The following is an 18926-nucleotide window of genomic DNA, read 5'->3' on the forward strand; positions in this document are numbered from 1 at the left end:
TTGGCGCAGCGACACGAAGTGCGCGAAGCCTGGGGGTTAGCCGGACAACAAGCCGTTGGTGCGCGCGTAGTGCAGCGCCTGGGTGCGGCTCTTCACGCCCAGCCTGCGGAACAGGCGCCACAGGTGAACCTTCACCGTGTGTTCGCTGATCTCCAGGTCGGTCGCGATGTCGCGGTTGCTCATGCCCTTGTCGAGCATGGCGATCAGCTGCGTCTGGCGCTTGGAGAGCTTGCCGCTGTTGGCGGCCGGCATCTCGTCGGCTTCGTCTTCCGAGCCGGCCATCAGGAGGCCGCGAAGGGCGGCCGCCAGCTCGTTGGAGCTGGCCGACTTCTCGATGTAGGTGTCGGCGCCGGCCTCGATGCAGGCGTCTTCCATGTCGGCGGACGGCGCGGCCGAGTACACGGCGATCGGCACGTTCGGATAGACCTGCTTGACCGCGATCACGCCCGACACGCCGTTGGTGTCCGGCAGCTTCAGGTCCAGGCAGAAAAGCGTAGGCGCACCACGCTGCTGCACGGAGCCTGCGAGCTTGTCGAGGCGTTCGAGCTCGACGATGTTCTCGGCCGGGCGCAAGCGCCGCAGGACCATCACGATCGCGTCGCGCATCAGGGGGTGGTCGTCGATGACATAAATGCTCATGTTTTCTTCCTTTGTGATCGCACCGTCTTCTCTCGTCGTGCTCACCGGCCGATAAGCCGATGGGCGTTGCCGGATCAACTCCCGCTGGTTGTGCCGGGTGTCGCTTCCGTCAGTGCCTCCAGCGCCTCTTCGACGGCGCGTATTCCTTCTGTACCGATGGGCTCCATCTGGCTGGCCAGCGCGGGCAATGCTTCGCCGCGCTGCGCCTGCAGGATTGCGATGGTACGGCCCGCTTCCTGCGGCGAGGCGAATCCACGGCTTTGCAGCAGGGTTTCGCCGCGCGCATCCAACAGCTTGAAATAGAAAAGTCCGTCCGCCTTCTCGCGGTACTGCTTGAAACTGGGTTTGGCGACCTTGGCCGCCTTGGCGACGCCCTTGTCCTTGCCGGCCGCCAGGTTGCGCAGGCCGACCGCGTGGCGCAGGCTGGCCATGAAAGGCTTCGACAGCGCCTGCGCCTTCTCGGCGCCCAGCAGCAGGGTGCGCTCGATCTGGGCCGGGTCGTTCATCAGCGCCTCGTAGCGCTCACGCAGCGGCGCCACTTCGAGGTCGATGCGCTCGAACAGCATCTGCTTGGCGTCGCCCCAGCCGATGCCATCGGCGTACGCCTTGCGCAGCGTCTCGGTTTCCTCGGCGCTGGCGAAGGCCTGGTAGATCTGGAAGAGCGCCGAGCCTTCGGTTTCCTTGGGCTCGCCGGGGGCGCGCGAGTCGGTCACGATGCTGGAGATCTGCTTTTGCAGCTGCGCGCGCGGCGCGAACAGCGGGATCGTGTTGCCGTAGCTCTTGCTCATCTTGCGGCCGTCGAGGCCGGGCAGGGTGGCGACCGCGTCGTCGATCTCGGCCTCGGGCAGCGTGAAATGCTCGCCGTAGAGGTGGTTGAAGCGCTGCGCCATGTCGCGCGCCATCTCGATGTGCTGCACCTGGTCGCGGCCCACGGGCACCTTGTGGGCGTTGAACATCAGGATGTCGGCGCCCATGAGCACCGGGTACATGAAGAGGCCGGCCGTCACGTCGGCGTCGGGGTCCTCGCCCTTGGCCACGTTCTTGTCGAGCTGCGCCTTGTAGGCATGCGCGCGGTTGAGCACGCCCTTGCCGGTCACGCAGGTGAGGAACCAGGTCAGCTCGGGAATCTCGACGATGTCCGACTGGCGGTAGAAGGTGACGCGCTCGGGGTCGAGCCCGCAGGCCAGCCAGCTGGCGGCGATCTCGAGGGTGGAGCGCTGGATCAGGGCCGGCTCCTGCACCTTGATGAGCGCGTGGTAGTCGGCCAGGAAGAAGAAGCTCTGCACGCCGGGCGCGACGCTTTGCCGCACCGAGTGGCGGATCGAGCCGACATAGTTGCCGAGGTGCGGCGTGCCCGACGGCGTGATGCCGGTCAGGACGCGCAGGGGAGCTTTGGAAGACGAAGCCATGGGACGAAGAGGGAACTTAACGCAGCAAAGCTACGAGCGGGAAAAGGATCGTGTTGATGATCGCGTAGCCTGCGGCCATCAGCGGTTGCAGCCAAAGCTTGCCAAGAACGCCAGCCAGCACAAGTGCCATCACGATGAAGAAGCCGTAGGGTTCGATGCGCGCAAGGAAGGTCGTGATTTGTCCATTCGGCAGCAAACCCATCAGGATGCGACCGCCATCGAGCGGCGGCAGGGGGAACAGATTGAAGGCCCACATCACGAGGTTGACCAGTACGCCGCCCTGCGCCATCTGTACGAAGAAAGGTTCGTCGATGCCTGCGGCACGAAGCAGGACGAACGCCAGCGCCCATGCCAACGCCATCGCAAAGTTGGCGGCCGGAGCTGACAGCGAAACCCACAACAGGTCTCTCTTCGGATTGCGCAGATTGCGTGGATCGAACGGAATCGGCTTCGCGTAGCCGAACAGCAATGCACCCGAGGTCGCGAAGTACAGGACCAGCGGAATCAGGATGGTGCCGATGAGATCGATGTGCTTGATCGGATTGAGCGTGAGCCTGCCCATCATGGCCGCTGTCTGATCGCCGAAGTGGCTTGCCACGCGGCCCCGGACAACAGCTGGCACCGTGATGGCAAACAATACTGGCAGCGCCAGGATCAGGACGGTTTGAATCTGACTTGAAATATCCACCGCCGGATTGTGTCAGACATGGCATATCGTCAGCCCCGATTTCAGAGGCCCAGAACGGCCAGCTGGCCGCGCCCTTGCCGCACCACGACAGGGTCGTCGCCGCTGCCCATGGGCGTCAGGTCGACCACCGTGGTCGGCTGCGAAGGGCAGGCTCCGGCATCGATGACGGCGGCGATCTGCTTCTCGAAGCGCTCGCGGATGGTCTGCGCGTCGTTCAGCGCCTCGGTCTCGCCCGGGGCGATCAGCGTGGTGGCCAGCAGCGGCGCGCCATGCAGCGACAGGAGCTCCAGCAGCACCTTGTGGTCGGGCACGCGCAGGCCGATGGTCTTGCGCTGCGGGTGGCTCACGCGGCGCGGCACTTCCTTGGTGGCTTCGAGCAGGAAGGTGTAGGGGCCGGGCGTGGCCGCCTTCAGCAGGCGGTATTGCTTGTTGTCGACGCGCGCGTAGTTGGCGAGCTCGCTGAGGTCTCGGCACAGCAGCGTGAGGTGGTGCTTCTCGTCGACCTGGCGGATGCGGCGAAGCTGGTCGACCGCGTCCTTGTCGTCGAGGTGGCAGGCCAGCGCGTAGCTGGAGTCGGTGGGCACGGCCACGATATCGCCGCGCTCCAGCAGCGTGACGGCCTGCTTCAGCAGCCGCTGCTGCGGGTTCTCTGGGTGGACTTCGAAGTACTGGGCCATGATGAAGAAAGGTTCCTGGTCAGGATTCGGCGGGTTCGATGGGCACGCGGCGCTCACGCACCGTGAGCCACGCGCCGGCCGCGCCGCAGACCGCGATCATCGCCATGCCGATGAGCGAGAAGCGGTCCGGCACATGGGAAAAGACGATCCAGCCGCCAAGCATGGCGAACGCGATCTGCGCATAGAGATAAGGCGTGAGCGTGGACGCCGGCGCGCGCTGGTAGGCCAGGATCAGCATGAAGTGCCCCACCGTGCCCATGAAGCCCATGAGGCACAGCAGCGCCCACCATTCCCAGGAAGGCAGCGAGGTCCACACGAAGGGCACGACGAGCGAGACGATCAGCGTGCCCACCCAGCCGGTGTAGAAGTGCATGGTCAGCGGGTTCTCGGTCTGCGCCAGCTTGCTCGTGAGCACCTGGAACCAGGCGTTGCTCAGCACCAGCCCCAGCGGCAGCAGAACGGCCCAGCTGAACGCGCCGCCGCCTGGCCGCAGGATGACCAGCGTGCCGATGAAACCGCCCGCCACCAGCGTCCAGCGCAGCGGCGAGACGTGCTCCTTGAGCGTGGTGGCCGCCAGCAGCGTGATGACCAGCGGCGCGATCAGCATGATCGAGGTGAACTCCGCCAGCGGCATGTAGCGCAGGCTCAGGAAGGCGAAGATGCTCGATGCCAGCAGCAGCGCACCGCGCAGCGCCTGGTAGCGGGGATGCTTCGTGTGCAACAGCGCCGTGCCGCGCAGCGGCAGCAGCACCAGCGTGGTCGCCACCGCCTGGAAGGCATAGCGGAACCACACGCCCATCAGGATGGGCACGCCCAGCGTGGAGTACTTGGTGGCGGTGTCGAGCGTGGCGAAGCAGGCCACGGCCAGTATCACGAGGCCGATGCCGGCGAGGATGCGTTCCGATTCCTTGCCGAGGCTTCGCTGCTGCGCCACGCGAGCGGCTGCCAGCGCAACGGTCGCCGCGTTGTCGTTGCTGGTCCCGGGGCTTGGGCTCACTGCTGGATACGGTCGCCGAGCAGTTCCCACACGGGAGTGAGCGCGCCGGGCAGGGGCGGCAGCTTGCCGAGATCGCAGTGGCTCTCGTCGGGGCTGTGGAAATCGCTGCCGCGCGAGGCGGCGAAATCGAACTCGAGCGCCTTGTCGGCGTACTCGACGAACTCGGCCGGCGTGTGGCTGCCGGTGACGACCTCGATCGCCTTGCCGCCATGTGCCTTGAATTCGAGGAACAGCGCGTATTCCTCGTTGGCCGTGAACTTGTAGCGGCCCGGGTGGGCGATCACGGCCAGGCCCTTGGCGGCAGTGATCCAGTGCACGGCATCTTTCAGCGTGGCCCAGCGGTGCGGCACGTAGCCGGGCTTGCCTTCGGTGAGGAACTTGCGGAACACCTCGGGCGTGTCGCGGCAATGGCCCTGTTCGACGAGAAAGCGCGCGAAGTGCGTGCGCGAGATGAGTTCGGGATTGCCGACGAACTTGAGCGCGCCTTCATAGGCGCCGTGGATGCCGACCTTGGCCAGCCCCTCGGACATTTCCTGCGCCCGCTTGCCGCGGCCGCCGCGCGTGTCGTACAGGCCCTGCGAGATGGCCGCGTCGTCGGGGTCGAAGCCCAGGCCGACGATGTGCACCGTCTCGCCCGCGAAGGTCACGGAAATCTCGGTGCCGGTGAGGTAGCGCATGCCGTTGGCACGGGCCGCGGCCGCTGCGCGGTGCTGCCCGCCGATCTCGTCATGGTCGGTGAGGGCCCAGAGTTCCACCCCGTTGGCTGCGGCGCGCGCCGCCAGTTCTTCGGGCGTCAGCGTGCCGTCGGAGACCACGGAGTGGCAATGAAGATCGGCATTGAGAATGGAGGACACCCCCGCATTCTATGGGGTCTGGAACCCTGTTGCGGGCGCGTGGATACTGCAAAAGATGCTATTAAATAAATAGCATTAATGCGCCGCTGCATGCGCCTCAGCGCTGCTTGCGGAAAGCCGCCCAGGCCGCCACCGCGGTGAAGGTGGCCACGATCGCCACCACGATCCAGAAGCCGTGCTTGTGGTCCGCCAGCGGGATGCCGCCAACGTTCATGCCGAACAGGCCGGCCAGGATGTTGATCGGCAGCGCAAGCACCGTGACCACCGTCAGAACGAACAGGCTGCGGTTGTTGTCCTCGTTGACGTTGGCGGCGATCTCTTCCTGCAGCAGCTTGATGCGCTCCTGCAGCGCCTGCATGTCGCGCAGCACCACCGAGAACTCCTCGGTCGAGCCGCGCAGCGCCTGCGCGTCGGGCTCCGACATCCAGCCCGGCGGCCCCTGCAGCAGCCGGAACAGCGCCGCCGGCTCGGGCGCCAGCAGCCGCTGCAGCCGCACCAGCAGCCGGCGCAGCACGCCCAGGCGCGCGCGCTTGTGGTCGAGGCGGCCGGCGAGCAGTTCGTCCTCGATGCGGTCGATGCGCGAGGTGACGCCGCGCACGATCTTCACCAGCACATCGGCCTGCGCGCGCAGCAGGTGTTCGAGCAGCTCGGTGCTCGAGCGCGGCGCGTCGCCCGCCTTCACCGCGGTGCGCAGCGCATCGACCGAGCGCAGCGGCTTGGTCCGGGCCGTGACCACGAGGCGCGGGCCGACGCTGATCCACAGCGTGGAGATGTCCGATGGCTCGAAGCTGAACTCGAAGTGCACGTCGTTGATGACGGCGATCAGCGAATCGTCGTCGCGCTCGATGCGCGTGGAGGGCAGGCCCTCGTGCAGCGTCTCGTAGAAGGTGTCGGAGAGGTTCGCGTGCCGCACCAGCCAGCGCTCGGCGTGCGCATGGCTCAGGTTGAAATGCAGCCAGACATAGGCGGGGTTTTCCTGCCCGTCTTCGCCTTCGCAGCCGGCTCGGGCTTCGCTGGCTTCGATATTGCGCTGCCCGGCCAGCCACGCGGCGGCCTGCGCGGAGTCGATGGCCCGCGCGGGTTCGGGCGCGCGGGCGTCGAAGAGGTAGCCGCAGATCAGCCCGGCTTCGTCGCCCCCGTACGACTGGGCCGCGAGATCATGGAATGCCGACAAGATGGTAAGTACGCGAGTTCAGAAGATGCGGGTGAACAGCCAGTAGAGCGAGCCCGACAGCAGCATCGCCACCGGCAGCGTCAGCACCCAGGCCAGCGCGAGGTTGCGCAGCGTCGACAACTGCAGGCCCGAGCCGCTGGCCGTCATGGTGCCGGCCACGCCGGAAGACAGCACGTGCGTGGTCGACACCGGCAGCCCGTACATGTCGGCCGCGCCGATGGTGACCATGGCCACCACCTCGGCCGAGGCGCCCTGGGCGTAGCTCAGGTGCGTCTTGCCGATCTTCTCGCCCACCGTGACCACGATGCGCTTCCAGCCGATCATCGTGCCCAGGCCCAGCGCGATGGCCACCGCCACCTTGACCCACAGCGGAATGAAGCGCGTGGCGCTGTCGAGCTCCTGGCGGAAGGTGTTCACGCGCAGCTTCGTCTCCTCATCGAACCTGGCCGCGCCGCTCTTGTCGAGGTGGCGGATGGCCTCCGAGGCCAGGTACATGTCGTTGCGCACGTTGGCGACGGCCTCCGCCGGAACACCGGCCAGCGAGCCGTGCTGGCGCACCTGGGTGCCGATGCTGCCGGCCGTCGCGGCCAGGGCCGGCACCACGACCGGCGTGAACTCGCGGGTGCGCACGTAGGTGGAGAGCGTGTCGCGCGCGGCAGCGGGTGCCATGGCCGGCAGCGAAGTCGGCACGCTGCGGTTCAGCGCGTTCTGCGCCATCTCGGCCACGGCCACGAACTTGACGTTCTCGTCGGCGGGCATCGCGCGGTTCAGCGCATAGGCCATCGGCACCGTGCCCACCAGGATTAGCATGATCAGGCCCATGCCCTTCTGGCCGTCGTTCGAGCCGTGCGCGAAGGACACACCCGTGCAGGTGAGGATCAGCAGGCCGCGGATCCACCACGGCGGCGGCTCGGTTCCCTTGGGCTCTTCATACAGGGCGCGGTTCTTCACGAAGGCGCGCAGCGCCAGCAGCAGCAGGGCGGCGCAGCCGAAGCCGACCATCGGCGACAGCAGCAGCGAATAGCCCACCTTGGTGGCCTGCGCCCAGTCGACCCCGCTGGTGCCGTCGCGCCCATGCATCAGTGCGTTGGCCACGCCCACGCCGATGATCGAGCCGATCAGCGTGTGCGACGACGATGCCGGCAGGCCCAGCCACCAAGTGCCCAGGTTCCAGATGATGGCGGCGATCAGCAGCGCGAACACCATCGCGAAGCCGGCGCCCGAGCCCACCTGCAGGATGAGCTCCACCGGCAGCAGCGCGATGATGCCGAAGGCCACCGCGCCGCTGGACACCATCACGCCCAGGAAGTTGAAGAAGCCCGACCAGACCACCGCGAAGTTCGGCGGCAGCGAGTGGGTGTAGATGACGGTCGCGACCGCGTTGGCGGTGTCGTGGAAGCCGTTGACGAACTCGAAGCCCAGTGCGATCAGCAGTGCCACGCCAAGAAGTATGTAGGGCACCCAGGTGGTGACGGGCGCGCCGGAGGCGGTGACGTCGCCGACCAGGCTCCAGGCCGTGAAGAGCAGGCCGGCGGCCAGCAGGCCCACGAAGGTGATCAGCGTGAGCGGACCGGGCTTGGCGTCGAGCTTGGGCCGTTGCGCGGCGGACGCCGACGGCAACTCGGCATGCGGAGCAGCGAGCGTGTTCATGGGATTCTGGGATGTTGGAATGGCTCCAGATGGTGTTCGCCGCGTATGACAACTACATGTCAACGGCGTCAAAACTGTCACGTAGTCGTCATTTGGGGCGAGCAGCATGCTTTTTCGTCTCCCTCTTCAATCCTTTCTCCTGCCGCCCCACCATGCTGACGAGCGCACTTCCCGACCATGAAGACCTGATGCAACGCATCGCCCGCGACCTGATCGACAGCTACGACGAAGAGCTCGAGCTGGAGATCGAGGACCGCAACATCGACGGCCTCGACCCCGCTTCGGTCACCGCGGCATCCTCCGCCGACAAGGCCGCCCGCCAGGCCTACTTCAAGGAGCTGTTCCGCCTGCAGGGCGAGCTGGTCAAGCTGCAGGACTGGGTGCAGCACAGCAAGCAGAAGGTCGTCATCCTGTTCGAAGGCCGCGACGCGGCGGGCAAGGGCGGCGTCATCAAGCGCATCACCCAGCGGCTGAACCCGCGCGTGGCCCGCGTGGCCGCGCTGCCGGCGCCCAACGACCGCGAACGCACCCAGTGGTATTTCCAGCGCTACGTGGCGCACCTGCCGGCGGCCGGCGAGATGGTGCTTTTCGACCGCAGCTGGTACAACCGCGCCGGCGTCGAGCGCGTCATGGGCTTCTGCTCCGACGACGAGTACGAGGAGTTCTTCCGCACCGTGCCCGAGTTCGAGAAGATGCTCGTGCGCTCGGGCATCAAGCTCATCAAGTACTGGTTCTCCATCACCGACGACGAGCAGCACATGCGCTTCCTGGGCCGCATCCACGACCCGCTCAAGCAATGGAAGCTGAGCCCCATGGACCTCGAGAGCCGCCGCCGCTGGGAGGAATACACCAAGGCGAAGGAAATCATGCTGGAGCGCACGCATATTCCGGAGGCGCCGTGGTGGGTGGTGCAGGCGGTCGACAAGAAGAAGGCGCGCCTGAACTGCATCAGCCATCTACTGGGCCAGCTGCCTTACCAGGAAGTGCCGCATCCCCCGGTCGAGCTGCCCGAGCGCGTGCGCCATGCCGACTACCTGCGCCAGCCTGTGCCGGCGAACATGATCGTTCCTGAAATCTACTGAGGCACGCGCGGTCCTTGCGGCCGGCCAAGGGTAGGCCGGCCGGCGCTTTGCGGTCACACTGCGCGCCATGGCTCGTCGTTCCACAGCTTCAGTCTTTGCCCGCGCCTACGAGCGCAACCTGCGTGCGCTCACCAAGGCCACCCTGAGCAACAGCAAGCGCATTGCGGGACAGGTCCAGCGCGCGACCGCCAAACGGCTCAAGCCGCCGCCCGGCAGGGGCGACTGGCTCAGCGGGGTGGCTGTCGGGCCGGGCGGCGCGCGCGGCTATCACCTGTTTCGGCCGGCCGGTCTCGAACTGAAGCCGGGCGAGCGCCTGCCGCTCATGGTCATGCTGCACGGCTGTGGCCAGACCGGCCGTGACTTCGCCGCGAGTACCCGCATGAACGCACTGGCCGTGCGCCAGCGCTTCCTGGTGCTCTACCCCGAACAGGACCGGATCGCCCATCCGCAGGGCTGCTGGAACTGGTACGAGCGCCGCTCCGGCAAGGCCGATGCCGAGGCCGCCACGCTGATGGCCGCCATCGACCAGGCCTGCCTGCTCTATTCCGTCGACCGCGACCGCGTGGCGCTGGCCGGCCTTTCCGCCGGCGCGAGCATGGCGGCGCTGCTCGCGACGCGCTACCCGAACCGCTTCCGCGCCGTCGTCATGCACTCGGGCGTGGCGCCCGGCGCGGCGAAGTCGCCTGCCACCGCCCTGGGCGCGATGCGCGGCGAGCACGTGCCGCCCATGCCCACCACGGCCGTCGGCAAGGCGATGGGCGCGGCGGCGGTCTTCACCACCCTGCCGCCGATGCTCGTGTTGCACGGCGATGCCGACGCGGTGGTCGCGCCGAGCAATGCCGCCAGCAGCGCTGCTGTATGGGCGACCGCCGTGGGCGCGCGGCCAGGGTTGACGCGCGAGGTGCAGCGCGGCAAGCGCCGTGCGATGCGGGTGACCGACTTCAGGCGCAAGGGGCGCACGCTCGTCACGCTGTGCGAGATCGCGGGGCTCGGCCATTCGTGGAGCGGCGGAGCGCCGAAGCTGCTGTTCAGCGACCCCGAGGGGCCCGATGCCACGCGCATGGCCTGGGCGTTTGCCGCCGCGCAGTTCAAGGCCGCTGGAGGCCCGAAGAAGGTCTAGCGGAAGGGGCGGCTATGCGGCGACCGCTCCTTCGCGCGCAGCAGCCCGCCACGCGCTGGGCGCCATCCCCTTGCTGCGCTTGAAGGCCTTGCTGAACGCCGCCTCCGACTCGTAGCCCACCGCCGCGGCGATCGCCCCCAGGGCCGCATTGCCTTGTCCCAGCATGTTGCCGGCCTTGAACATGCGCCATTGCGTGAGGTACTCCAGAGGCGCCTGTCCCACCCGCTCGCGAAAACGCTGTGCGAAGGCCGAGCGCGAGAGGTTCGCGACGGCGGCGAGAGCCTCCACCGTCCAGTCGTGCGCAATCTCCTTGTGCATCGCGCGCAGCGCGGGGCCGATGCGGGCATCGGCCAGAGCGGCCAGCCACCCCGTCTGCGATTCGGCGTTGGCCGCGACGTGCGCGCGCACCGCCTGGACGAACACGATGTCGGCCAGCCGGCTCACGAGCAGGCTCGACCCCAGGCCCGGCTCGCCGGTTTCCATGGCCAGCAGTTGCAGCGTGCCTTGCAGCGCAAGGGCGCGGGCCTGTTCCATCTTCACGTGGAGCAGCACCGGCAGCAGATCGAGCAGCGGCCGCGCGGCGCGCTGGTCGAAGTGGAACCAGCCGCAGATCACCGACGCCGCCGTGCCCGTGCCGCCGAGCTCCACCAGCCCGCCGATGCGGTCGCGCACGACGGAAGCGCAGCTCACGGTCGGCGTGTTCGGATGGTCGCGCAGGATGTAAGGCGTGCCGTGCGCCAGCACATAGCAGTCGCCCGCCGCCAGTGCCACCGGCTGCGCCATGCCCTCGACCTCCAGCAGGCAGCCGCCGCGCACCACGAGTCCGAAGCGAGCGCTCTCGCCCCCGGCCAGGCTCACGCCCCAGGGCGCCCCGGCCTCGAGGCGGGCATACAGGGCGCTGCGCACTCTCATGGCGGCAAAGATGTCGTCGAGCGGGTCCATCGAAGGCTCCTCCAGTGGTGGACGAATGGACAAGATTTTCGGCCTTCCGGGCATTCACTGTCCATCGGTAGCGGCGGAAACTGCGGCCTCACTCATTCAGGAACCAGCAGGAGCAGGGCCATGAACACCAGGACAGATCCCACCGACTTCACCCGACTCGCCGACCGCTACGTCGCCGTCTGGAACGAACCCGATGCCGAGGCGAGGCGCGCCGCCATCGCCGGCCTCTGGGTGCCCGACGGCGAGCACTACGTGCGCACGCTGCAGGCCAGGGGCCACGAGGCGCTGCAGCAGCGCGTCACCGGCTCGCATGAGAAGAACGTGCGCGACGCCGGCTTTCGCTTCGTCCGCGCGGGCGACGCCCAGTTCCTGCACGACGCGGTGATGTTCCATTGGCACATGGTCCCGGCCGCGGGCGGCCCGGTGGCCGCGCTCGGGCTGGAGTTCCTGGTGCTGGCCGAAGACGGCCGCATCGCCACGGACTACCAGTTCATCCTGCCCACACCCGCCGCCTGAGCCCGGCCGATGACCTCCGAGGTCATTGCCTTCACGCCGCTTCCTTCCAACACTCGAATCCATCATGACGCAGTCAAACATCGCTTCGGCAGCATCGCTTTCTTCCACCGGCAGCCAGAGTCCGGACGCGACACGTCCCGGCCGGCTGGGCCTGTGGGTCATGCTCAGCGGCACCTTCCTCGTGGTGCTGGACTTCTTCATCGTCAACGTCGCGCTGCCCTCGATGCAGCGCGAACTGCGGGCAAGCGCGGGCACCCTGCAGCTGGTGGTGGCCGGCTACGGCCTCGCTACCGCCGCGGGCCTGATCACCGGTGGCCGGCTCGGCGACCTGTTCGGGCGCCGTCGCATGTTCATGCTGGGCCTGCTGCTGTTCACGCTCGCTTCGGCCGCCTGCGGCCTGGCGCCGAACGCCGAACTGCTGGTGGCGGCACGCGTGCTGCAGGGACTGGCCGGCGCGCTGCTGCAGCCGCAGGTGCTGGCGATGATCGGCCTGGCCTACACCGGGGAAGACCGGGCGCGCGCCTTCGCGGCCTATGGACTCACGCTGGGGCTGGGCGCCACGCTCGGGCAACTGGTCGGCGGCCTGTTGATCCATGCCGACCTGGCGGGTCTTGGCTGGCGCAGCTGCTTTCTCATCAACGTGCCGATCGGCCTGCTGGCGCTGACGCTTGCACCGCGCGTCATTGCGCCGCTGGCGAACAGCGGCAACAGCCGCCTCGACCTCGCCGGCATGCTGCTCGTGGCCGCGGGCTCGGCGGCAGTGGTGCTGCCGCTGGTGGAAGGCCGCGAACAGGGCTGGCCGCTCTGGAGCTGGCTGTGCCTTGCTGCGGCGCTGCCGCTGCTCGCAGCCTTTGCACACCAGCAGCGCCGGCTCGCAGTGCGTGGCGGTGCGCCGCTCGTAGCTCCGGTGCTGCTCGCCAACGGCCGCTTCGGCATGGGCCTGCTCACGACGCTGGCCTTCTACGTGGGCAATGCCTCGCTCTACTTCGTGCTCGCGCTCTACCTGCAGCAGGGCCTGGCCCTCGACCCGCTCAGCTCGGGCATCGTCTTCACGGCGCTGGCGGCCGGCTTCTTCGCGACGTCGATGATGGGTGCGCGCCTCGCGCGCCGCTTCGGCGGCAAGCCGCCCATCGCGCTCGGTGCCCTTGTGCTCGCCGCGGGGCATGCGCTGCAGTTCGTCAACGTGGCCGTCTGGCCCGGGCACTCGCACCTCGTGGCGTGCATGGTGCCGTTGCTTCTGGTGGAGGGCGCGGGGCTCGGCATGGTGATGGCGCCGCTGGTCTCCACCGTGCTGGCCGGCCTGCCGCCGCAGCATGCGGGCGTGGCCTCGGGCGTGATCTCGATGGTGCAGCAGGCGAGCAACGCGCTGGGCGTGGCGCTGATCGGCATTCTTTTCTACGGGCGGCTCGGCGATGCGCCGGATGCGGGGGCGTATGCGAGCGCCTTCGGGGTGGCGCTGCTGTATCTGACGGTGTCGGCGCTGCTGGTGGCTGTGCTGCATCGGCGCGGAAGCCGGGCAATGCCGGCCCGATCGTGAGTGCCTGCCCAATCCGGGCATTCGCATGCCCAGATTGGGTTTGTTCCCGAAGCCCATGCCACACTCGCCGCACAACGACAGGTGTGCCATGGAATCCGATCTGCAATCGCTCATCCAAGCCCTTCGCGACTTCGCCCAGGCCCGCAACTGGGAGCAGTTCCATTCCCCCAAGAACCTTGCCTGCGCACTTTCGGTGGAGGCAGCCGAGCTGCTCGAACACTTCCAGTGGCTCACCGAGGCCCAGAGCCGCGACCTGCCGGCCGACAAGCGCGCAGAGATCGGCACCGAGGTCGCCGACGTCTTCCTCTACCTGCTGCAGCTCGCCGACAAGCTCGGCATCGACGTGATTGAGGCGGCGCGCAGCAAGATGCTCCTCAACGCCCGCAAGTACCCTGCGCCGCCGGCCTGAGTACGTCCGTGTACGCCACCCGGCGTATTTCCCCTTTGTGGTGCATTCCGCAGACTCCCTCCCACGCCAGCCAAGGCTGTCGAAAAGGTTCAACCAACCCCGGAGCAGGAGTCCACATGCAACGTCGTTTCACCCTCAAGGCGCTCACCGCCGCCGTCGCGCTGGCCAGCATTTCTGCTGCGCCCGCATTCGCCGCCGACACCATCAAGGTCGGCGTGCTGCACTCGCTGTCGGGCACGATGGCCATCTCGGAGACCGTGCTGAAAGACACGGTGCTGATGGCGATCGACGACATCAACAAGAAGGGCGGCGTGCTGGGCAAGCAGCTCGAGCCCGTGGTGGTCGACCCGGCCTCCAACTGGCCGCTGTTCGCCGAGAAGACCAAGCAGCTGCTCGGCCAGGACAAGGTCTCGGTCATCTTCGGCTGCTGGACCTCGGTGTCGCGCAAGTCGGTGCTGCCGGTGGTCGAGGAAATGAACGGCCTGCTGTTCTACCCCGTGCAGTACGAGGGTGAAGAGCTCTCCAAGAACGTGTTCTACACGGGCGCCGCGCCCAACCAGCAGGCCATTCCGGCCGTCGACTACCTGATGAGCAAGGAAGGCGGCGGCGCCAAGCGCTGGGTGCTGCTGGGCACCGACTACGTGTACCCCCGCACCACCAACAAGATCCTGCGCGCCTACCTGAAGAGCAAGGGCGTGAAGGAATCCGACATCGACGAGAAGTACACCCCCTTCGGCCACAGCGACTACCAGACCATCGTGGCCGACATCAAGAAGTTCTCGGCCGGCGGCAAGACGGCGGTGGTCTCGACCATCAACGGCGACTCCAACGTGCCCTTCTACAAGGAACTGGGCAACGCCGGCCTGAAGGCCAAGGACGTGCCGGTGGTCGCCTTCTCGGTGGGCGAGGAAGAACTGCGCGGCGTCGATACCAAGCCGCTGGTGGGCCACCTGGCCGCATGGAACTACTTCATGTCGATCAAGAACCCGACCAACACCGCCTTCATCAAGCAGTGGAGCGAGTACGCCAAGGCCAAGAACATCGCCGGCCACAAGGACAAGCCGCTCACCAACGACCCGATGGAAGCCACCTGGATCGGCATCCACATGTGGAAGCAGGCGGTCGAGAAGGCCAAGTCGACGGACACCGACAAGGTGATCGCCGCCATGGCCGGCCAGACCTTCACCGCTCCCTCGGGCATCGTCTCGAAGATGGACGAGAAGAACCACCACCTGCACAAGAGCGTGTTCATCGGCGAGATCAAGGCCGACGGCCAGTTCAACGTGGTGTGGAAGACGCCGGGTCCGGTCAAGGCCAAGCCGTGGAGCCCGTACATCGAAGGCAACGACAAGAAGCCGGATTACCCCGCTGGCAAGTCGATGTAATTGATCGACAAGCCCCTTGCCTCGCTCCCTCTCCCCTCGGGGAGAGGGCGGGGTGGGGGCAACGGCGGTCGATTGGGCCGCCGCGTTTGTTTGAAGGCCTCCGGCCCTCACCCCAACCCTCTCCCCCAGGGGAGAGGGAGCAACACGAATTTCATGATGCTTCGACGATCCCTTCACTGCGCCTTCGCCGCCATGCTCCTCTTGGCATCGGCCGCCCACGCGCTGACCGCCGACGAAGCCCGGGCCATCGCCTCCGGCGATTCCGAAGCCCGCATCGCCGCGCTCAACAAGGCCGTGCTCACGGCAGACGACAAGACGGCAGCCTTCATCCAGGCCATGTCCGACGACGCGGTCAAGTACACCGAAGACAAGGTCTTCGTGATGAAGGATGACAAGGGCTACGACCCCGTCACCGGCACCGAGCTGAAGGTGCCCGACACCGCCGAGGACGTCGTCAACAACAACCTCATGCGCGGCGCGCTCGATGCCGCCCAGGCCGCGCTCAAGCTCACGAGCAAGGACGACGCGGTGCGCGCCGAGGCCGCGCAGGCGCTCTTCAAGGAGCCCGACGAGTCGCGCCTGCCGATGGTCGAGAAGGCGCTGGCCGCCGAGACCAACCCCAAGATCAAGTCCCAGCTGGAGCTGGTGCGCGCCGCCAGCATGCTCGGCAGCGCCGACAAGGCCAAGCGCCTCGCCGCGGCGAAGGAGCTTGGCAACAACCGCAACCCAGACACCAAGCTGCTGCTCAACCAGCGCCTGGCCGACGAGACCGAGGCCGACGTCAAGGCCGCCATCGTCGCGTCCATCGCCAGCATCGACGGCGCGCTGGTCTGGGGCGACCGCATCAACGCCGTGTTCAGCGGCGTCAGCCTGGGCTCGGTGCTGCTGCTGGCCGCGCTGGGCCTGGCCATCACCTACGGGCTGATGGGCGTCATCAACATGGCTCATGGCGAGCTGATGATGATCGGCGCCTACGCCACCTACGTGATGCAGGGCATCTTCCAGAAGTACATGCCCGAGGCCGCGTTCGGCTGGTACCTGGTGGCCGCCATTCCCGTTTCCTTCATGGCATCGGCGCTGGTGGGCGCGGTGCTCGAGCGCGGCGTGATCCGCTTCCTCTACGGCCGCCCGCTCGAGACGCTGCTGGCCACCTGGGGCATCAGCCTGATGCTGCAGCAGCTGGTGCGCTCCATCTTCGGCGCGCAGAACGTCGGCGTGGAAAACCCCGGCTGGATGAGCGGCGGCTTCACCATGCTGAGCAACGTCACGCTGCCGTGGAACCGCATCTGCATCATCGTCTTCGCCGCGTTGGTGCTGCTGGCCATGGGCTGGCTCATCGGCCGCACGCGGCTGGGCCTGTTCGTGCGCGGCGTCACGCAGAACCGGCCGATCGCCTCGTGCATGGGCGTGAACACCGCGCGCATCGACACCTACGCCTTCGCGCTCGGCTCCGGCATCGCCGGGCTTGCCGGCTGCGCCTTGAGCCAGATCGGCAACGTCGGCCCCGACCTGGGCCAGAGCTACATCGTCGACAGCTTCATGGTGGTCGTGATGGGCGGCGTGGGCCAGCTCGCGGGCACCGTGTACGCGGCACTGGGGCTGGGCATTCTCAACAAGTTCATCGAGGGCTGGGCGGGCGCGGTGCTCGCGAAGATCGCGGTGCTCGTTTTCATCATCATCTTCATCCAGAAGCGGCCTCAAGGCATCTTCGCGATGAAAGGCCGGAGCGCAGAGGCATGAGCAAGGTCGTACTTCCAACCAAGGGGCCGCTCTTGAGCGGCAAGGGCTGGACGGCCTTCTTCGTCGCGCTCATCGTGGTGTGCGCGGTGGCACCGGTTCTCAACATGTGGGTGCCTGCCGATAGCCCGCTGCACATGAGCGACTACGCGGTGGCGCTGGTCGGCAAGATCATGTGCTATGCGATCTGCGCGCTGGCCATGGACCTGATCTGGGGCTACACCGGCATCCTCTCGCTCGGCCACGGCCTCTTCTTCGCGCTGGGCGGCTACATGATGGGCATGTACCTCATGCGCCAGATCGGCCGCGACGGCAACTACAAGAGCGACCTGCCGGACTTCATGGTGTTCCTCGACTGGAAGACGCTGCCCTGGCACTGGACCTTCAGCGACAGCTTCATCGCCACGCTGGTGCTGATCGTCGCGGTGCCGGGCCTCATCGCCTTCGTGTTCGGCTTCTTCGCGTTCCGCTCGCGCATCAAGGGCGTGTACTTCTCGATCATCACGCAGGCCATGACTTTCGCGGCCATGCTGCTGTTCTTCCGCAACGAGACGGGCTTCGGCGGCAACAACGGCTTCACCGACTTCAAGCGCATCCTGGGCATCCCGATCGCCACGCAGGAAATGCGCATGACGCTCTTCGCGCTCACCGGCGCCACGCTGCTGGGCTTCTTCCTGTTCGCGAAGTGGCTCATCGGCAGCAAGTTCGGCCGCGTGCTGCAGGCCATCCGCGACGCCGAGACGCGCGTGATGTTCTCGGGCTACAACCCGCTGCCCTACAAGCTCACGATCTGGGTGATCTCGGCCGTCATGTGCGGCGTGGCCGGCGCGCTGTACGTGCCGCAGGTCGGCATCATCAACCCGGGCGAGATGAGCGCTGCCAACTCCATCGAGATCGCCATCTGGGCGGCGGTGGGCGGTCGCGCCACGCTGATCGGGCCGATCATCGGCGCTTTCATCGTCAACGGCGCGAAGAGCTGGCTCACGGTGGCCTATCCGGAATACTGGCTGTACTTCCTGGGGGCGTTGTTCATTGCTGTCACGCTGTTCCTGCCGAACGGCATCGTGGGGCTGGTTCGCAAGTGGCTTTCCAGGGAGAAGAAGGAAGAAGAGAAGCCGCAGCCCGAACCGGTGCAGGAGGCACGCCGCGCCGTCGCGGCGGAGCAGGGCGTCGAGCCCGATGCGCTGGCCTCGCTGCCGGTGGATGCGAAGGGAGCGCGCGCATGACACCCGACCTCATGGAAGCAGGCGCCGAGCGCGCCGCGCGAGCAAGCGGCATCCACTACGTGAGCGGCAGCACCGAATCGGGTGGCCGCGCCGCCGACTTCGGCCGCCACGTCACGCCGGGCGAGGTCGACGTCACGCACGGCCGCATCCTCTACCTGGAAGACGTCAGCGTCAGCTTCGACGGCTTCAAGGCCATCAACAAGCTCTCGCTGGACATCGCGCCGGGCGAGCTGCGCTGCATCATCGGACCGAACGGCGCCGGCAAGACGACGATGATGGACATCATCACCGGCAAGACCCGGCCCGACGAGGGCACCGTGTTCTTCGGCAGCACCATCGACCTGCTGCGCCACCGCGAGGCGGAAATCGCGCAGCTGGGCATCGGGCGCAAGTTCCAGAAGCCGACGGTGTTCGAGCACCTGACCGTGTTCGAGAACCTGGAACTGGCGCTGAAGACCGACAAGGGCGTGCGCTCGTCGATGCTCTTCAGGCTCGACTCTGCGCAGAGCGACCGGCTCGCCGAGGTGCTGGAGACCATCCACCTCGCCGACAGCGTCTCGCGCCTGGCCGGCAACCTGAGCCATGGGCAGAAGCAGTGGCTGGAAATCGGCATGCTGCTCATGCAGGACCCGAAGCTGCTGCTGCTCGACGAGCCCGTGGCCGGCATGACCGACGAGGAAACGGCCCGCACTGCCGAGCTCTTCCTTTCGCTCAAGGGCAAGCACTCGCTGATGGTGGTGGAGCACGACATGAGCTTCATCCGCACCATCTCCGAGATCGTCACCGTGCTGTGCGACGGCTCCGTGCTCGCGCAGGGCACGCTGGACGAAGTGCAGGCCGACGAGCGGGTGATCGAGGTCTACCTGGGCCGCTGAGGGGGAACG

General features: G+C 67.2%; 18 protein-coding genes. 9 read left to right on the forward strand and 9 right to left on the reverse strand.

The genetic code is table 11. The annotated features are described in order from the left end of the window. Positions 1-36 precede the first annotated feature (36 nt). From ACAM57_RS07140 to ACAM57_RS07175, 8 genes are all read right to left on the reverse strand, one after another. Complete coding sequence (locus ACAM57_RS07140; protein WP_007837193.1) at positions 37-639, reverse strand: response regulator transcription factor; 603 nt, start codon at positions 637-639, stop codon at positions 37-39. Positions 640-713: 74 nt separating this feature from the next. After that, positions 714-2048, reverse strand: coding sequence for a tryptophan--tRNA ligase (locus ACAM57_RS07145; RefSeq protein WP_369661131.1), 1335 nt, complete (start codon positions 2046-2048; stop codon positions 714-716). Positions 2049-2064: 16 nt separating this feature from the next. Next, positions 2065-2736 carry a site-2 protease family protein gene (locus tag ACAM57_RS07150; RefSeq protein WP_369661132.1) on the reverse strand — a complete coding sequence of 224 codons (672 nt, stop codon included), beginning with the start codon at positions 2734-2736 and terminating at the stop codon, positions 2065-2067. Positions 2737-2777: 41 nt separating this feature from the next. Beyond that, on the reverse strand, positions 2778-3413 hold the full coding sequence (locus ACAM57_RS07155; RefSeq protein ID WP_126023361.1) for an L-threonylcarbamoyladenylate synthase: 636 nt from the start codon (positions 3411-3413) through the stop codon (positions 2778-2780). A 19-nt stretch (positions 3414-3432) separates the two neighbouring features. Continuing rightward, entirely contained in the window at positions 3433-4410 is a 978-nt protein-coding gene (locus ACAM57_RS07160) for a DMT family transporter (protein ID WP_369661133.1), read from the reverse strand. Next, positions 4407-5264 (reverse strand): 3',5'-nucleoside bisphosphate phosphatase, encoded by an 858-nt coding sequence (locus ACAM57_RS07165; protein WP_019657848.1) that lies wholly within the window; start codon positions 5262-5264, stop codon positions 4407-4409. Before ACAM57_RS07165 ends, ACAM57_RS07160 begins: the two co-directional genes overlap by 4 nt. A 97-nt stretch (positions 5265-5361) precedes the next feature. Further along, a complete protein-coding gene (locus ACAM57_RS07170; RefSeq protein ID WP_369661134.1) occupies positions 5362-6438 on the reverse strand; it encodes a transporter in 1077 nt (358 codons plus the stop codon). 18 nt (positions 6439-6456) lie between these two features. Continuing rightward, on the reverse strand, positions 6457-8088 hold the full coding sequence (locus ACAM57_RS07175) for an inorganic phosphate transporter (RefSeq protein ID WP_369661135.1): 1632 nt from the start codon (positions 8086-8088) through the stop codon (positions 6457-6459). A 152-nt stretch (positions 8089-8240) separates the two neighbouring features. Between ACAM57_RS07175 and ppk2 the strand changes: the two genes are divergently transcribed. After that, on the forward strand, positions 8241-9170 hold the full coding sequence (ppk2, locus tag ACAM57_RS07180) for a polyphosphate kinase 2 (protein ID WP_126023365.1): 930 nt from the start codon (positions 8241-8243) through the stop codon (positions 9168-9170). Positions 9171-9237: 67 nt separating this feature from the next. Beyond that, a complete protein-coding gene (locus ACAM57_RS07185) occupies positions 9238-10290 on the forward strand; it encodes a PHB depolymerase family esterase (RefSeq protein WP_369661136.1) in 1053 nt (350 codons plus the stop codon). A 12-nt stretch (positions 10291-10302) separates the two neighbouring features. On the opposite strand, the gene ACAM57_RS07190 is transcribed toward ACAM57_RS07185, so the two are convergent. After that, complete coding sequence (locus ACAM57_RS07190) at positions 10303-11232, reverse strand: AraC family transcriptional regulator (RefSeq protein ID WP_126023367.1); 930 nt, start codon at positions 11230-11232, stop codon at positions 10303-10305. 120 nt (positions 11233-11352) lie between these two features. On the opposite strand from ACAM57_RS07190, the gene ACAM57_RS07195 reads away from it, so the two are divergent. The 7 genes from ACAM57_RS07195 (at position 11353) to urtD (ending at position 18917) form a co-directional block, all read left to right on the forward strand. Continuing rightward, on the forward strand, positions 11353-11748 hold the full coding sequence (locus tag ACAM57_RS07195) for a nuclear transport factor 2 family protein (RefSeq protein WP_369661137.1): 396 nt from the start codon (positions 11353-11355) through the stop codon (positions 11746-11748). A gap of 64 nt (positions 11749-11812) precedes the next feature. Further along, the gene (locus ACAM57_RS07200) at positions 11813-13285 is read left to right on the forward strand and encodes an MFS transporter (RefSeq protein WP_369661138.1); all 1473 of its coding nucleotides are present in this window, start codon (positions 11813-11815) and stop codon (positions 13283-13285) included. Positions 13286-13373: 88 nt separating this feature from the next. Continuing rightward, positions 13374-13694, forward strand: coding sequence for a nucleotide pyrophosphohydrolase (locus tag ACAM57_RS07205; RefSeq protein ID WP_369661139.1), 321 nt, complete (start codon positions 13374-13376; stop codon positions 13692-13694). A 116-nt stretch (positions 13695-13810) separates the two neighbouring features. Continuing rightward, positions 13811-15079, forward strand: a complete 1269-nt coding sequence (gene urtA, locus ACAM57_RS07210) for an urea ABC transporter substrate-binding protein (protein ID WP_019657838.1) — start codon at positions 13811-13813, stop codon at positions 15077-15079. A gap of 192 nt (positions 15080-15271) precedes the next feature. Then, on the forward strand, positions 15272-16819 hold the full coding sequence (gene urtB, locus ACAM57_RS07215) for an urea ABC transporter permease subunit UrtB (protein ID WP_369661140.1): 1548 nt from the start codon (positions 15272-15274) through the stop codon (positions 16817-16819). Beyond that, positions 16816-18042, forward strand: a complete 1227-nt coding sequence (urtC, locus tag ACAM57_RS07220) for an urea ABC transporter permease subunit UrtC (protein WP_132800936.1) — start codon at positions 16816-16818, stop codon at positions 18040-18042. The genes urtB and urtC overlap by 4 nt, the downstream gene beginning before the upstream one ends. Next, positions 18039-18917, forward strand: a complete 879-nt coding sequence (urtD, locus tag ACAM57_RS07225) for an urea ABC transporter ATP-binding protein UrtD (RefSeq protein WP_093301977.1) — start codon at positions 18039-18041, stop codon at positions 18915-18917. The genes urtC and urtD overlap by 4 nt, the downstream gene beginning before the upstream one ends. Positions 18918-18926 lie beyond the last annotated feature (9 nt).

Origin of the sequence: Variovorax sp. V15, from assembly GCF_041154425.1 — a bacterium.
In the GTDB taxonomy this organism is placed as follows: domain Bacteria; phylum Pseudomonadota; class Gammaproteobacteria; order Burkholderiales; family Burkholderiaceae_C; genus Variovorax; species Variovorax guangxiensis.